The organism is Polyangium spumosum (assembly GCF_009649845.1).
In the GTDB taxonomy this organism is placed as follows: domain Bacteria; phylum Myxococcota_A; class Polyangia; order Polyangiales; family Polyangiaceae; genus Polyangium; species Polyangium spumosum.
This window is the reverse complement of the sequence record NZ_WJIE01000001.1, coordinates 738,317-752,751: the sequence shown is the minus strand read 5'-3', so window position 1 is coordinate 752,751 and position 14,435 is coordinate 738,317. Positions and strand designations below refer to the sequence as shown.

Sequence of the window (14,435 nt, the reverse complement as noted above, 5' to 3'; positions counted from 1 at the left end):
GACAGTTTCCAAACCGCCGAGTAGAAACGGCCTCGCTGCTGACGAGGCGCGCCTCGGTACGCAGTAGGGCCCTCCTCGGGGACCTCCCGATTGAATCGGGAAAAACCCGAGACAGCCCTCGCCATCGTGCTATTGAAGGCGATGTCGAAGTCTGCGGGAGTAACTCAGTGGTAGAGTGCAACCTTGCCAAGGTTGACGTCGCGGGTTCAAATCCCGTCTCCCGCTCTGAAAATCGAAGTCGTTTCGCAGCACCACTGCGGGAGTAACTCAGTGGTAGAGTGCAACCTTGCCAAGGTTGACGTCGCGGGTTCAAATCCCGTCTCCCGCTCCAGAAAGCAGTAAATAACGAAAGGCCGGCCGCAAAATACACGCGAGCCGGCCTTCGTGTTTTCGAAACGGGCACAAACGCGGCCAGCGTGCGTCGCGTTGTGATACGCATCCTCGGCGATGCCGCCCGCGCCTCTTCACGAGCGACTCCGTCAGCTCGCGAGCACCCTCGAACGACAGTTCCTCGGCAAAGACGAGATCATCCGCCTTCTCATGATCTCCGTCGTCGCCGGCGAGCACTGCGTGCTGCTAGGCCCGCCCGGCACCGCGAAGAGCGCCCTCATCCGCTCCCTCTCGGAGCTCATGCAGGCGAACTACTTCGAGTACCTGCTCACGCGCTTCACCGAGCCAAACGAGATCTTCGGCCCCGTCGACATCGTCGCCTTCCGCGAAGGCACCTACCGCCGCAACACCGACGGCATGCTGCCCGAGGCGGAGGTCGTCTTCCTCGACGAGGTCTTCAAGGCGAACAGCGCGATCCTCAACGCCCTGCTCACGCTCCTCAACGAGCGCAAGTTCACGAGCGGCGGCAAGGTCATGCGTTGCCCGCTCATCAGCGTCTTCGCCGCCTCGAACGAGGTCCCCGGCGACGAGACGCTGAACGCGATCTTCGACCGCTTCCTCCTGCGCGTCCACTCGGACAACCTCGACGCGTACCACTTCAGCGAGCTCCTCCAGCGCGGCATCCAGCACGAGATCCGCCAGATGTCCGGCGAGGGCCTCAAGCCCGTCGTCACCGCCCGCGAGCTCGCCGATCTCGGCAAGAGTTTCGGCGGCCGGATGAATTTCGGAGACACGTTCCTCTCGGCCTACAAAGGCATCGTCTTCCAGATCCGCGCCGAAGGCGTCTCGCTCTCCGATCGTCGCGTGGTGAAGATGCTCAAGCTCTTCGCCGCGAGCGCCTACCTCGACGGCCGCAGCACCACCGACGCGAGCGACTTCTTCGTCCTCAAGCACATCTGGAACAACCAGGACCAGGCCGCGATCCTCGAAGGCATCGTCCAGCCCGTGCTCGAAGCCTTCTTCCGCGAGCACCCCGATCGCCGCCGCGTCGGCGCCCTCGGCGTCGGCGTCGAGGCCCTCGCCTCCGAGATCGATCGCATCCGCCAGCTCCTCACCGGCGGCACCGCCCTCGGCGACGTGCAGCTCTTCAGCCAGCTCAAGGCCCTCGGCGAGATCAAGACCGCCCTCGCCGGGATCACCGATCCACGCGCGCGGGAGCTCGAGAAGCGCGTCGCGCAGCTCCTCGAGGCCTCCTTCCGCAGCGGTCGTTTCGCGCAGATCTGAAGAGCGCCTTCAGCCAGGCCGCTTGCGCTCACGCGGCCCGCGCTCGCGCGGCGGACCGCTCGCACCACGCTCGCGTCGATCCGAAGGACGCGCGCGTCGATCGTCGCGTCCGCCTTCCCGCGTCGCGTGACCCGCGCGTGGTCGCTCGCCGCGCTCGCCCCCGCGATCCCGCGGCGCCGCCGATCCGACGTGCGTGCGCGGCCGTTGCGGCTGCTTCGCGCGTTGCGCCGGCGCCTGATCCACGGCCGGGCGCACGCGCTTCGGCACGCCGAACTCCTTGCGGATCGCGAGCAGCTCGTCGACCGTCAGGAGCCGCCACTTCCCGGGCAACAGCCCCTCGGACGTCACCCCCGCGAAGCTCAGCCGCGCGAGCCGCATCACGGGAAAGCCCGTCGCCTCGCCCATGCGGCGGATCTGCTGGTTTCGCCCTTCTCGCAGGGTGATCTCGAGCCAGGTCTTGTCGCCCTCGTGCCGCAGGATGCGCACGTCGGCCGGCAGCGTCTTGCCGTCCTCGAGCTCGACGCCCGTGCGCCACACGTCCGCGTCGCCTTCATCCATCACGCCGCGCACCTTGAGCACGTACGTCTTGGGCACGCCGCCGCGCGGATGAAGCAGCCCGTTCGAGAACTCGCCGTCGTTCGTCATCAAGAGGACGCCGCTCGTCGCGAAGTCGAGGCGACCCACGGGATAAACGCGCGCCCCGGCGCCCCGCACGAGGTCCGCGACGGTGGGCCGACCCTCGGGATCCGCCAGCGTCGACACGACGTTCCGCGGCTTGTGCAGCACGAGGTAGACCGGCGACTCCGCGATGAGGCGCTTGCCATCCACCTCGATCTTGTCGCGACGCGGGTCTGCCTTGGCCCCGAGCTCCGTCACGATGCGCCCGTTGACCCGGACGCGCCCCGCCGTGATCAGCTCCTCTGCTGCGCGCCGGGAGCTCACCCCGGAACGGGCGATGATCTTCTGCAACCGCTCTTCCATCCGCTGACACGCCTCCAGCCCGCTGCTCGTCGCCTCTTCGCCCCGCCCCCGTTCGCCGCTCGGGACTCCGGGTCGCCTGACGGCGCCCTTCGCCCCGAACCCCGGCTCGTGATAAGCACGCTCCATGCGCCGCGTCGACAAGCCGTGGGGACACGAGCTCATCTGGGCGGAGACGTCCCGCTACGTGGGCAAGTTGCTCCACATCCGGGCAGGCGAGCGTCTGTCCCGTCAATACCACCGGGTCAAGGAAGAGACACTCTTTCTCCAGTCGGGCGAGATGGACCTCGAGGTCGGCCCGAAGGAGTCACTCGAGCGTCGCCGCATGGTGAAGGGCGACGTCTTCCACGTCCTGCCCGGTACGATCCACCGCATGATCGCCGTCACCGACGTGGACGTGATCGAAGTGTCCACGCCCGAGCTCGACGACGTCGTGCGTATCGAGGACGTCTACGGCCGCGAAGGCACGAGCGCGCCCTAGGGTTTTTTCTTCTCGTCCGCCGCGGGTTTCGGCTCGCCTTCGCCGTCCTTCTCGGCGTCGGCTTTTTCGGCCGCGCGTTTCTCTTCCTCGCGCTTCTTCGCCTCTTCTTCCTTCTTCCGCTCGGCCTCTTCCGCGCGGCGGCGCGCCTCCGTGTCGTGGTCCCAGCGGTCGACGCGCTCGTCGGCGTCGAGGTCCACGCCCATGCGCTCGAGCTTGCCCTCGCGGTAGACCTCCCACACGTCGGGTTTGCCGTCGCGGTTCTGGTCGCGCTTGATGCGCGAGAGCTTGCCCTCCGAGTAGGTCTTCCACTCGTCGGGTTTGCCGTCGCGATCGTTGTCGAGCTCGACCTCCGCGAGCTTGCCGCGCGAGAAGGTGATCCACGTGTCGATGCGGCCGTCGTAGTTGGTGTCGCTCTCCTCGTGCAGGGGCTCGCCCTTGTCGGTGTAACGACGCACCACGTCCTTCACGCCGTCGTAGTTCGTGTCGATCTCGCGGCAGACGAGGATCTTCTTCTGCGACTCGCCCATCCCGACGAGCAGGAAGACGCGCCGAACGTTCGGGTGGAGCGATCCAGGCCCCGCGATCTCGCTCGCCTCGCGGTCCTTCCTGCCCTTCCAGTCGCACATCGAGCGATCGTCGACCTTGTAGGCCGGGCCTCGGAGCGGCGCGCGCTTCGGCGTGGTCTCGCCGGTGAACGCGTTCGTCGTGGTCGCGGGCGCGCTCGTGCACGCGCCGAGCGCGAGGAAGGAGCCTGCGAGTGTCCACACGACGGCGCGGCTCGTCATCGGGGGCTCGGTCCTCCGGGCGGCGGGGCAGGGGAGGGGGCAGGGGAGGAGGCAGGGGACGGCGTCGTCGGCGTCGCGCCGGAGGGACGAGGCGCGGGCGCCTGCGGCCTGGGCATCGCGGCCGCCTTGGCGCGGGCCTCTGCGCAGAGATCGAGCACCGTCTCGGGATCGGGCTTGCCGTCGACGTTGCGGTCCTGCGCGACGAGCGCGCATCGATCGTCGGAGGGATCGTTGAAGGCCCACCATTGATCGACGAGCCCGTCGCCGTCCGAGTCGCGCTCGCGCCGCGTGAGGCGGCCGCCCTCGTAGTAGTCCCAGGTGTCGATCTTGTCGTCGAAGTTGGTCTCGCGTTCCTTCAGGAACACGACGCCGTCGCGGGAGCTGACGATCTCGTCGGCGCGGCCATCCCTGTCGTAGTCCGACTCGCGACGGCGCTCGCGGCCCGCGGCGTCGTAATAAACGAAGACGTCGACGGTGCGGTCGAAGTTGAGGTCGAGGATGCGGCAGACCTCGCGGCCCGAGGCGTCCGGCACGCGCGTCATGTCGGGTTGCCCGTCGCCGTTCACGTCGAAGCGCTGGGCGTTCGCCGCGGTCATGTCGCAGGGCTCGTGTTTCAGCTCGGTGTCACGCTCGGCGCCCGTGGGCAGGGTGGGCGGCGGGCCTCCCGGGTCGGCCGAGGTGCACGCGGCGGCGCCGATCGCCGGCAGCGACGTGAAGACGACCGCGACGCCGAGCGAGCGCGCCCAGCGGCCGAGGCATGAAAAGCGGCTGGATTCCAAGCGTTCGGCCGGAGTCTAGTCGCTGTCCGTGGCCTTCCGCAAGGCGAGCGGGAGGGGCAGGCCCGTGCCCGCGTTTTGCTCCCGACCCGCGATTCCGGAAGCTCCCGAGTCTTCCTGATTGACAACACACGTACCGGCATCTAGGGTAACGCCTTGTCAGTATCCCTCGGAGTCCCCAGGGCGCGCCGTCCGCATCCGGCGGGCGACGCGACGAGCGCAGGGCCGGCGTGACATGTCGCGAAAGAAAGTCTCGACGACCATCTACATCACGCCCGAGCAGGCCGAGCGCCTGAAGCTTTTGCACGACCGCACGAAGGTGCCGATCGCGGTCTATATCCGCGAGGGGATCGACATGGTCCTCAAGCACTACGAGCACGTGCTCCCGGGACAGATGAGCCTGGAGACGACGGTCGAGAAGAAGTAACGCCGCGACCCGTGGCTTTTGCCCGCGCGACGCGCTAGGAGCACGCGGCCGTCGCCTTGCCGGCCTCACGGAAGTATGGCTGCCGATCCCAAGCTCATCCGCAACTTCTCCATCATCGCGCACATCGATCACGGCAAATCCACGCTGGCCGACCGCATCCTGGAGGCCACGGGCGCCCTGTCCGATCGCGAGAAACAAGACCAGTTCCTCGACAAGATGGAGATCGAGCGCGAGCGCGGGATCACCATCAAGGCGCAGAACGTCCGGCTCGAGTACGCCGCGAACGACGGCCAGAAGTACCGGCTGCACCTCATCGACACGCCCGGACACGTGGACTTCAACTACGAGGTCTCGCGCAGCCTGTCGGCCTGCGAGGGCGCGTTGCTCGTCGTGGACGCCTCCCAGGGGGTCGAGGCGCAGACGCTCGCCAACGTCTTCCTCGCGCTCGACAACAACCTCGAGATCATCCCGGTCCTGAACAAGATCGATCTGCCTTCGGCGGACGTGGACCGGACGAAGCGCGAGATCGAGGATGTCATCGGACTCGACTGCTCGAACGCGATCCTGGCGAGCGCCAAGACGGGCGTCGGGATCAAGGACATCCTCGAGGCGGTGGTCGCCCGCGTGCCCGCGCCGAAGGGCGACGCAACGATCACGCCCCGCGCGCTGATCTTCGATAGCTGGTACGACAGCTACCGCGGCGCCGTGGTCATGGTCCGCATGGTCGACGGCACGCTCAAGAAGGGCCAGAAGGTCCGCTTCCTCGCGACGGGGCGCGACTACGAGATCACGGAGATGGGCGTGTTCGCCCCGCACGCGACGCCCATCACCGAGCTCGGCCCGGGCGAGGTCGGGTTCATCGCGGGCAACATCAAGAGCGTCACCGACACGAAGATCGGCGACACGGTGACGGACGCGGTCCACCCGACCACGGTGCCGCTGCCCGGCTTCAAAGAGGTGAAGCCGATGGTCTTCGCGGGCATCTTCCCCACGGACTCGGCCCAGTACGAGGATCTCCGGGACGCCCTGTCGAAGCTCCAGATGAACGACGCGGCGTTCGTCTACGAGCCGGACACCTCGGAGGCGCTCGGCTTCGGCTTCCGCTGCGGCTTCCTCGGCCTCCTGCACATGGAGATCATCCAGGAGCGGCTCGAGCGCGAGTACAACCTCGACCTCATCACCACGGCCCCGAGCGTCGTCTACCACGTGTACATGAACACCGGGGAGATGAAGCTCATCGAGAACCCGGCGCGCCTGCCGCCGACGCAGCACGTCGACCACATCGAGGAGCCGATCTACCGCGTGACGATCCACGTGCCCTCGTCGTACGTGGGCGCGGTGCTCGCGCTCTGCCAGGAGCGGCGCGGCGAGCAGAAATCGCTGCAATACGCCTCGTCCGACCGCGTGATCATCACGTACGACATGCCCCTCAGCGAGGTGCTCTTCGACTTCCACGACAAGCTGAAGAGCGTCTCCCGCGGCTACGCCTCGATGGACTACGAGCTCGTCGGCTACAGGGCCGCCGATCTCATCAAGCTCGACATGCTGGTCAACGGCGAGCCGCTCGATGCGCTCAGCGTGATCGTGCACAGAGAGAAGGCCTTCCAGCGTGGCCGTGATCTCGCCGTGAAGCTGAAGGACATCGTGCCGCGCCAGCAGTACGAGGTCGCCATCCAGGCCGCCATCGGCTCGAAGGTGATCGCCCGGACGACCGTGAAGGCCATCCGCAAGGACGTCACGGCCAAGTGCTACGGCGGCGACATCTCCCGCAAGCGCAAGCTCCTCGAGAAGCAAAAAGAGGGCAAAAAGCGCATGAAGATGGTCGGCAGCGTGGAGATCCCCCAGGAGGCCTTCCTGGCCATCCTGAAGATCGACTGAGCGCGCCCTCTACCGTCCGCGCGAAAGCCTTCGTATAAGGCGCGACATGTCGGTCGTTCGACGCGCTCTCCCGCTCTGCATCCTCTTCCTCGGTCTCGCCGCGTGTGATGAACCGGCTTCGACGAAGGGCGCCTCCTCCGCGGCGCCCACGGCCGAGCCGGCGCCCTCGGCCGCGCCGCCGCCCACCACCACGACCCCGCCGCCGCCGGCCAAGGCGAAGATCGAGATGCCGCCGCGGCCCGTGCCGCTCGGATCGGCGGGACCGATCCAGCCGAGCGCTCCGCCCGATCAGCAGATGATGGCGATTCAGTACACGATCGCGATGGTCACGCCGCGCGGCACCGACCCCATCGTCGACAAGGACTACGTGGGGCGCATCGTGAAGAAGCTCGAGATCGCGGCGCGCTCGGCCGACAAGGGCAAGACGCCGCCGAACCCCGTGAAGCCGACCAAGGGCAACCGCAAGATCGAGGTGGACATGGGCAAGGGCTGCAACGAGCGTGTGCCCGAGAACCTGCTCCACCAGCGCGCGGGATCATCGCTGAAGGAAGCCTACGAGGCAGGCGTGCTCGTCATCTCCTGTCACGACGACAAGTGGGAGTGTCACCAGTCGACGCGTATCCCCGAGGACGTCCTGTGCCACGCAGCGCCGAGGCGCTGAGCGAGCGCGTCCGCCCCTGACATGCGGCTCGCGTCGTCGAGCCGGCGCGGGGCGCGGCCGCGCCAGGAGGCGTGATGTGGTAAGGGAGAGCGGCCCATGCATACGGCCCTCCCGAATCTCCGCTCACGCGTGCGGAAAGGTCCCTTCGCCGAGCTGCTCGCCGAGCTCAACCGCAACCGGACACGGCTCGCCCAGGCCGAGCACGACGCCACCATCCCGTTCGGCCCGACCATGCGGGTCGAACGATTCGTCCTCGGCAACGGGCTCCGGGTCCTGATCCTGCAGGACAACGCGGCGCCGGTCGTTTGTGTACAAACGTGGTTCGGCGTGGGCTCGCGCCACGAGTGCGTCGGCAAGACGGGAATCGCCCACCTCTTCGAGCACCTCATGTTCGGCGAGACCGAGACGTCGTCGCACGGCGCGTTCGATCGCACGCTCGAAGAAGCGGGCGCCGAGACGAACGCAGCGACGTTCCTCGACTGGACGTACTACCACACGAACCTGCCGGCCGAGGCGCTCGAGCTGACGTTGCGGCTGGAGGCGGACCGGATGTCGCGCCTCGTCCTGCGTGACCCGCAGGTGGCGAGCGAGAAGGAGGTCGTCGCGAACGAGCGGAGGCAACGCGTCGACGACGACGTGGACGGCGCGATCAGCGAGATCCTCTACAAGGAGGCGTTCCGCGAGCACGGCTACGGGCACCCGACGATCGGGTGGATGGACGACATCCTGGGCTTCACGACCGACGACTGCGTCTCGTTCTACCGGACGTATTACGCGCCGAACAACGCGGCGATGGCGATCGTGGGCGACGTCGACGTCGGGCAGGTGCTCCGGCTCGTGCAGGAGAACTACGGCGGCCTGCCGCCTTCGGTCCTGCCCGTCGAGGACGTGCGTCCCGAGCCGCCGCAGATGGAGGAGCGCAGGATCCACATCACCAAGCCGACGCCGACGCACAAGGTGGCGATCGGGTACAGGTCGCCGGCGCTCGGGGACTTCGATCATCCGGCGCTCACGCTCCTGAACGAGATCCTGTTCGGAGGGCGCTCGTCGCGGGTGCATCGCGCGCTCATCCAGGAGCAGGAGATCGCCACCGACGTGCGCGGCTGGGTGGGCGCGTTCCGCGATCCGTCGCTGTATGACGTCTTCTTGTCGGCGCGAGGCGAGCACACCGCAGAGGCGCTCTGCGAGGCGCTCGACGTGATCCTCGAGCGGGCGCGCGTCGAGCCGGTCAGCGAGGAGGAGCTCGAGAAGGCGAAGGCGCGCATCGAGCTCGCGGTGCTGCAGGGTCTCGAGACCGTGAGCGGCAAGGCCGAGCAGGTCGGGTTCTACGAGATCGTCCTCGGGGATCCGGCGGCGCTCTTCGATCGGCTCGCGGCGTACCGCAGGGTCACGGTGGGCGACCTCTTGCGCGTGGCGCGGCGTTACCTCGTGCGCTCGTCGAGGACGGTCATCCTGGTCGCGCCCGACGGGTCGATGGAAGGCGACGAGGACGAAGAGGCAGATGGTGAAGAGTGCGACGAGGAGGTGGCGTCGTGACACACGTCATCGTCGAGCCGAGCCCTGCGTTGCCGCTCGTCAGCGTCGTCGTCGCCTTCCGCTCGGGATCGGCGCACGACCCCGTGGGCCGCGAAGGGCTCGGGCGAGTCACGGCCCGCATGCTTCGCCGCGGGGCCGAAGGGTGGACCTCCGCGAAGATCGAGCAGACGATCGACCTGCTCGGCGGCGAGCTCGGCGTGGACGTCTCGCCGAGCTCGAGCACGGTGCACTTCGAGGTGATCCGGCGTTCGCTCGATCCCTTCGTGGATCTCGCGTCGACGCTGCTCGCGAGGCCCACGTTCGACGAGGCCGAGCTCGCTCGCCTGAAGCGCGAGGCCGAGGCCGAGCTCGTCGAGTCACGTGACAGCGACGGCTCCTTGTGCGCGCGTGGCTTCCGCCGGACGCTCTTCGCCGGTCACCCCTACGGTCGCCGCGTCGCCGGTTGCATCCCCGCGCTCCGCGGCATCGAGCGCGCCGACGTGGCGTCGTTCTACGAGGCGCACTACACGCGGGAGAACGCGATCGTCACGATCTCGGGGGACGTCGACGTGGAGGAGGGGCACGCGATCGCGGAGCGCCTGCTCGCCGGGCTCCCGGCGGGCGCGCGTGTCCCGGATCCGGTGCAGCCGCCGCCGCGGAGGCCTGGCCGGCGGCTCGTCTTCGTCGACAAGCCGGAGCGGACCCAGACGCAGATGATCGTGGGGGGCCTCGGGACACACCCGCACGACCCCGATCACGTCGCGCTGCTCGTCGCGAACACGGCGTTCGGAGGGACGTTCACGTCGCGGCTCATGCAAGAGGTGCGGGCGAAGCGCGGCTGGTCGTACGGCGCGTCCTCGCGTGTCGGCTTCGATCGGCAGAGGGACGCGTTCACGATGTGGACGGCGCCCAAGGCCTCGGACGCCGCGGCCTGCCTCGCCTTGAAGCTCGAGCTACTGCACACGCTTCGCAAGGACGGGATCACGAAGGACGAGCTCTCCTTCGTGAAGAAGTACCTCGTCCGCTCGCACGCCTTCGAGGTGGATACGGCGAGGAAACGCGCGTACCAGAAGCTCGAAGCCGCGCTGTACGACCTGCCGGAGGGGTACCACGACCAGCAGCTCGAGCAGATCGAGGCCGTCACGCTGGACGAGGCGAACACCGCGATCCGCGAGCGTCTTTCGGAGGACGACCTCGTGATCTCGGTCGTGGGGACGTTCTCGCAGATCGGCGAGGCCGTCGCGAAGTCCATCCCGCGGCTCCTGGAGACCCAGGTCGATCCGTTCGACCTCGAATGAACGCAGGCGCGCGGGCTCTCGCTCCGCGCGCCTCTCGCCTCACGGCGGGAAGATGAACATGGGGGAGGGCCACGCCTTCGCGGCCTTGGAGCGCGGCGCCATGAAGCGGCGCTTGTCGAGGCGCGGGCGTCGCGGCGCGACGGCCGGGCGACGAGTGAACGCGTAGAGCACGTCGCGCACGCGGAGCAGGTCCTTCGTGAGCAGGGGGCGCGGCGTCGATACGGCGAGGCTCGACGCCGCGAGCGCGCGCCCTCGCCGGAGCGCCTCCGCGCGCGCGAGCTTCAGCCGAGCGTAAGCCGTCTTGAGCGGGATCCCCAGCTTGTCCGCGATCTCCGCCATCGGCTGCTCGTCCAGGTCGTGCATGACGAGGACCTCGCGGAGCTTCGGGCGCATGCGGCCGATGAGCTCACGAGCGAGCGCCTGCTCCTCGCCATCCAGGAGCGCGGCCTCGGCCTCGAGGGTGTCGCTGAAGGGCTCCGGCGTCGACGCGCTGGCGAGCGGCTCCATGCGGTGCCGCGCGAGCTTCCGATAGTTCGTGGCGAGCTGCATCGCGATGACGAACAGCCACGGGCGTGCCGAGCTCGCTGCGTCGTGATCCGCGATGCGCCGCAACGCGACCGCGAAGACCTCCTGCGCGATGTCATCGGCGTCGCGCGCGGGCACTCCATAACGCTCGACGGTGCGCAGCACGAACTGCCACTCGCGTGCGTAGAGCTGCTGGAACACCTCGGAGGGGGGCGGCAAGACCACGGCATTGAGCTCCTCCGCGGTGGGATAACGAACGGGAGGGCGCGAAGGATCGGCGGGGACGACCTCGTCAGACAGCGGAAGGATCGGGTCGGGACACCGCGTGGACGTCACCATCGGCGCCGCCTCGGTTTCATCCGACGAACCTACGCGTGGAGCTCGTTTTCCGCTTTCGCCGCGTGAACGCTCGTCGCCCGTTTTCATGGTTCACAGCCCCGGAGGCGCTGCCCGCGAGCGTGACGTCGCGCGCGCCGCTCGGAGGTTTGTCCTGCAGCCGGCGGGGAGCGTCAATGGTCGATCGGGCTCACGCGCCCGCGACGGGCTCTCCTTCGGCCTCGGTCGCCACCATCCACAGGACCGCCATGCGTACGGCGACGCCCGCTTCCACCTGATCGAGGATCACGCTGCGTGAGCCATCTGCCACGGCAGGATCAATTTCCACGCCCCGGTTCATCGGCCCCGGGTGCATGACGATCGCGTCGGGCGCCGCGAGCGAGAGCCGCGCTTCGTTGAGCCCGAATTTCCGGCTGTACTCGCGGGTGCTTGGCAAGAACGTGCCCGCGAGGCGCTCGCGCTGGACGCGGAGCATCATGACCACATCGGCCCCTTCGAGCGCGGGCTCGAGGCGGTCGTGGACCTCTGCGCCGAGCGCCTCGGCCGCGGGCGGCAGGAGCGTGCGAGGGCCCGCGAAGCGCACGGTGGCGCCCATCTTCCGCAACAAGAGCGCGTTCGAACGCGCGACGCGGCTGTGCAGGACGTCGCCGCAGATGGCCACGACGAGGCCTTCGAGCCGGCCCTTGCGACGTCGGATCGTGAACGCGTCGAGCAGCGCTTGCGTGGGGTGCTCGTGCGTCCCGTCTCCGGCGTTGACCACCGCGACCTTCGTGCGTGAAGCGACGTAGTGCGGAGCGCCCGACGCCTGGTGCCGGATCACGAGGACGTCCGGGCACATCGCCTCGAGGTTCTTCACCGTGTCGAGCAGCGTCTCGCCCTTCACCGCGCTCGACGTCGAGACGCTGATGTTGATCACGTCCGCCGAGAGCCTCTTGCCCGCGAGTTCGAACGAGGTCCGCGTGCGCGTGGAGGGCTCGTAGAAGAGGTTGATCACCGTCTTGCCTCGGAGCGTCGGCACCTTCCGGACGCTGCGCCGAGACACGTCGAAGAAGCTCTCGGCGGCGTCGAGGATCGAGAGGATCTCGGGCTCCTCGAGGCCCTCGATCCCGAGCAGGTGGCGGTGTGGATATCGCGCGCGGGCTGTCGTCGTCACGTTCCCCCCAGGGTGGATGCGTCCTCGATGGTGGCCCACGCGCCGTCGTCCTTCTGCGTGACCTCGATCCGCTGGCCCGGGCCGAGCTCCACGCGGCGTACGGTGTAGTCCGGGTGGATGGGGAGCTCGCGGCCGCCGCGGTCGACGAGCACGCAGAGCTCGATGCGGCGCGGGCGGCCGTAGTCGAGCACCGCGTCGAGCGCCGCGCGGATCGTGCGGCCCGTGTAGATGACGTCGTCGACGAGCACGACGCGCTTGCCGCGCACCTCGAAGGGGATGCGGCTCGGGCCGATCTTGGGGTTCGGCAAGGCCGTCGCGGCGTCGTCGCGGTAGAGGGTGATGTCGATCGAGCCCGTGGGCGGCGCTTCGCCTTCGAGCTCGCGGAGCAGCGCGGCGAGCCTCTCCGCGAGGGGCTCGCCGCCGCGCCGTATGCCGACCAGCGCGAGGTCACGGACGCCGCCGTGTTCGGCGATCTCACCAGCGACGCGGCGGAGGCCTCGGGTCACCGCGACCGGATCGAGGAGGACTTCGGACATGGCGGGGACGAGCTACCACAAGGCAGCCGCGGTGTCCCCGCGCCGCGCGCGGTGCGTCACGTCAATCGGGCTGGTGGAGAATTTTCTGTGTCGGATCGATGAAGTAGAAGCGGCCGTATCCGGCGCGCTGGAACGTGATCGCGCCGAACGCGTTGACGAGGACGGAGACGACGGCGAGGGCCCAGAACCAGCCGCCGAGCCGCCTCCTGCCGAGCGCGATCAGGGCGAACAGGAACACGGCGAAGTCGTTGGAGAAGCGGTAGCCGAACTGGATCCAGCCGCTGTTTTGATAAAGCAAGCTCGGCAGCGCGACGAGCGCGGCCGTGAGCGCCACGGCAGAGAACGCCGGCTGCGTGCGTCTCGGCCAGAGCACCCAGGCGTAGATGGGCGTCGTGATCCAGAGCGCGAGGCCATGCCCGTTGATCTGGAACGGAGCGCCACTCACGCCCGTGTAGGGCAGGGACGTCAGGATCACGCCGAGGTTTCGGCCGAGGTAGTGGAACGAGAAGAGCCCCCACTTCTCGATGCGCGCGCGCCAGGTGATCGCGAGCAGCCGATGGCCGAACTCGAAGGGATCGCCGAAGCGCGCGGCGTTGTACCAGAGCAGGACGCCGAGCAGCGCGGCTGCAGGCGCGGCGAAGAGCGCGAGCTTCCGCGCGAGCACGCGCGTGTCCACGTCGGCGAGGCGCAAGCGCGCGCCCGCGCCTGCGCGCGAGCTCGCCCGCAGCGCCTCGTACACGAAGAGGGGAAAGGCGAACCCGAGCGGCGTACGCGTGGCGAAAGCGAGGCCGATCGCGAAGCCCGCGAGCAGCGGGTGCGCGGCTCCAATCGACGCGAAGAGGTAGAGCGCCGCGAGCGCCGCGCCGACGACGTGCGCGGCGAACCAGACCGTGCCTTGCACGGCGGAGAACCAGTACACGGTGCCGAACGCGAAGAGCAGCGCGAGCAGCACGTTCTCCCGCTCGGATCGACCCGTCCTGCCAGCCCGCGAGAGCGCGTCGAGGCCGAGGTACAAGAGCGCCGGCGCGAGGCCCGCGAGGCTCGCGAAGATCTGGCCGTCCCGGACGCGCTCGGCGCTCCCCGCGATCGCGACCGCGGGGAGCAAGAGGACCGCGGGGAACGGCGGAAAGCTCACGTAGTGCTTGCCTCCCCACACGGCGAAGTCGTTGTTGCCCGTGTACGCGGGGGGTGGGCCGCCGAGGTCGAGGCGGCCGTGCAGCCATGCCTCGGCGAGCAAGGCGAAGTGGTTGTACGGGGTGTGCGTCGCGAGGCGCTCGCGTGGTGTCGTGGCGAGAAACACGACCGTGACCAGCGTGCAGATCGCAGCGGCGACGAGCCACCTTCGCGAGCGATCGTCGGGCCGTTCGTGCGGGCGCTCCATGCGTGCGGGGCGCACCCTATCATGGCCTTTGGCACGCGAAGACGCGCTGGGCGGCTTGCGAGCACCCCGACCGTGCGCTAGTTGCTCCCGC

Annotated in this window: 14 protein-coding genes and 2 tRNA genes; 9 read left to right on the top strand and 7 right to left on the bottom strand. The window is 68.6% G+C overall.

Annotation, left to right across the window (positions count from 1 at the left end; genetic code table 11):
- Window positions 1–153 precede the first annotated feature (153 nt).
- The 3 genes from GF068_RS03230 (at window position 154) to GF068_RS03220 (ending at window position 1,614) form a co-directional block, all read left to right on the top strand.
- Window positions 154–225 (top strand) — tRNA-Gly (locus GF068_RS03230).
- Between the two features lie 31 nt (window positions 226–256).
- Window positions 257–331: transfer RNA gene (locus GF068_RS03225), tRNA-Gly, on the top strand.
- A 116-nt stretch (window positions 332–447) separates the two neighbouring features.
- Window positions 448–1,614 (top strand): AAA family ATPase, encoded by a 1,167-nt coding sequence (locus GF068_RS03220; RefSeq protein WP_153817791.1) that lies wholly within the window; start codon window positions 448–450, stop codon window positions 1,612–1,614.
- A 9-nt stretch (window positions 1,615–1,623) separates the two neighbouring features.
- On the opposite strand, the gene GF068_RS03215 is transcribed toward GF068_RS03220, so the two are convergent.
- Window positions 1,624–2,595: a pseudouridine synthase gene (locus GF068_RS03215; protein WP_240806583.1), complete on the bottom strand. Its 972-nt coding sequence runs from the start codon at window positions 2,593–2,595 to the stop codon at window positions 1,624–1,626.
- Between the two features lie 124 nt (window positions 2,596–2,719).
- On the opposite strand from GF068_RS03215, the gene GF068_RS03210 reads away from it, so the two are divergent.
- The gene (locus GF068_RS03210) at window positions 2,720–3,073 is read left to right on the top strand and encodes a cupin domain-containing protein (protein ID WP_136931847.1); all 354 of its coding nucleotides are present in this window, start codon (window positions 2,720–2,722) and stop codon (window positions 3,071–3,073) included.
- Here GF068_RS03210 and GF068_RS03205 read toward each other — a convergent pair.
- Together GF068_RS03205 and GF068_RS46070 are read right to left on the bottom strand one after the other, a co-directional pair.
- A complete protein-coding gene (locus tag GF068_RS03205; protein WP_153817790.1) occupies window positions 3,070–3,858 on the bottom strand; it encodes a hypothetical protein in 789 nt (262 codons plus the stop codon). The genes GF068_RS03210 and GF068_RS03205 overlap by 4 nt on opposite strands.
- Window positions 3,855–4,637, bottom strand: coding sequence for a hypothetical protein (locus GF068_RS46070; RefSeq protein ID WP_153817789.1), 783 nt, complete (start codon window positions 4,635–4,637; stop codon window positions 3,855–3,857). Before GF068_RS46070 ends, GF068_RS03205 begins: the two co-directional genes overlap by 4 nt.
- Before the next feature lie 232 nt (window positions 4,638–4,869).
- On the opposite strand from GF068_RS46070, the gene GF068_RS03195 reads away from it, so the two are divergent.
- The 5 genes from GF068_RS03195 (at window position 4,870) to GF068_RS03175 (ending at window position 10,413) form a co-directional block, all read left to right on the top strand.
- On the top strand, window positions 4,870–5,061 hold the full coding sequence (locus GF068_RS03195; protein ID WP_153817788.1) for a ribbon-helix-helix domain-containing protein: 192 nt from the start codon (window positions 4,870–4,872) through the stop codon (window positions 5,059–5,061).
- Window positions 5,062–5,136: 75 nt separating this feature from the next.
- Window positions 5,137–6,939 carry a translation elongation factor 4 gene (gene lepA, locus GF068_RS03190; RefSeq protein WP_153817787.1) on the top strand — a complete coding sequence of 601 codons (1,803 nt, stop codon included), beginning with the start codon at window positions 5,137–5,139 and terminating at the stop codon, window positions 6,937–6,939.
- A gap of 46 nt (window positions 6,940–6,985) precedes the next feature.
- On the top strand, window positions 6,986–7,600 hold the full coding sequence (locus GF068_RS03185; RefSeq protein ID WP_153817786.1) for a hypothetical protein: 615 nt from the start codon (window positions 6,986–6,988) through the stop codon (window positions 7,598–7,600).
- A 96-nt stretch (window positions 7,601–7,696) separates the two neighbouring features.
- Window positions 7,697–9,136 (top strand): M16 family metallopeptidase, encoded by a 1,440-nt coding sequence (locus GF068_RS03180; protein ID WP_153817785.1) that lies wholly within the window; start codon window positions 7,697–7,699, stop codon window positions 9,134–9,136.
- Window positions 9,133–10,413, top strand: coding sequence for a M16 family metallopeptidase (locus tag GF068_RS03175; RefSeq protein ID WP_338046191.1), 1,281 nt, complete (start codon window positions 9,133–9,135; stop codon window positions 10,411–10,413). The genes GF068_RS03180 and GF068_RS03175 overlap by 4 nt, the downstream gene beginning before the upstream one ends.
- A 39-nt stretch (window positions 10,414–10,452) precedes the next feature.
- Here the strand turns inward: GF068_RS03175 and GF068_RS03170 are convergent, their stop codons facing one another.
- From GF068_RS03170 to GF068_RS03155, 4 genes are all read right to left on the bottom strand, one after another.
- Window positions 10,453–11,277 (bottom strand): RNA polymerase sigma factor, encoded by an 825-nt coding sequence (locus GF068_RS03170; protein WP_170319277.1) that lies wholly within the window; start codon window positions 11,275–11,277, stop codon window positions 10,453–10,455.
- Window positions 11,278–11,464: 187 nt separating this feature from the next.
- Complete coding sequence (locus GF068_RS03165; protein WP_338046190.1) at window positions 11,465–12,427, bottom strand: aspartate carbamoyltransferase catalytic subunit; 963 nt, start codon at window positions 12,425–12,427, stop codon at window positions 11,465–11,467.
- The gene (pyrR, locus tag GF068_RS03160; protein WP_153817783.1) at window positions 12,424–12,963 is read right to left on the bottom strand and encodes a bifunctional pyr operon transcriptional regulator/uracil phosphoribosyltransferase PyrR; all 540 of its coding nucleotides are present in this window, start codon (window positions 12,961–12,963) and stop codon (window positions 12,424–12,426) included. Before pyrR ends, GF068_RS03165 begins: the two co-directional genes overlap by 4 nt.
- A gap of 61 nt (window positions 12,964–13,024) precedes the next feature.
- Entirely contained in the window at window positions 13,025–14,344 is a 1,320-nt protein-coding gene (locus GF068_RS03155) for a hypothetical protein (RefSeq protein WP_153817782.1), read from the bottom strand.
- Window positions 14,345–14,435 lie beyond the last annotated feature (91 nt).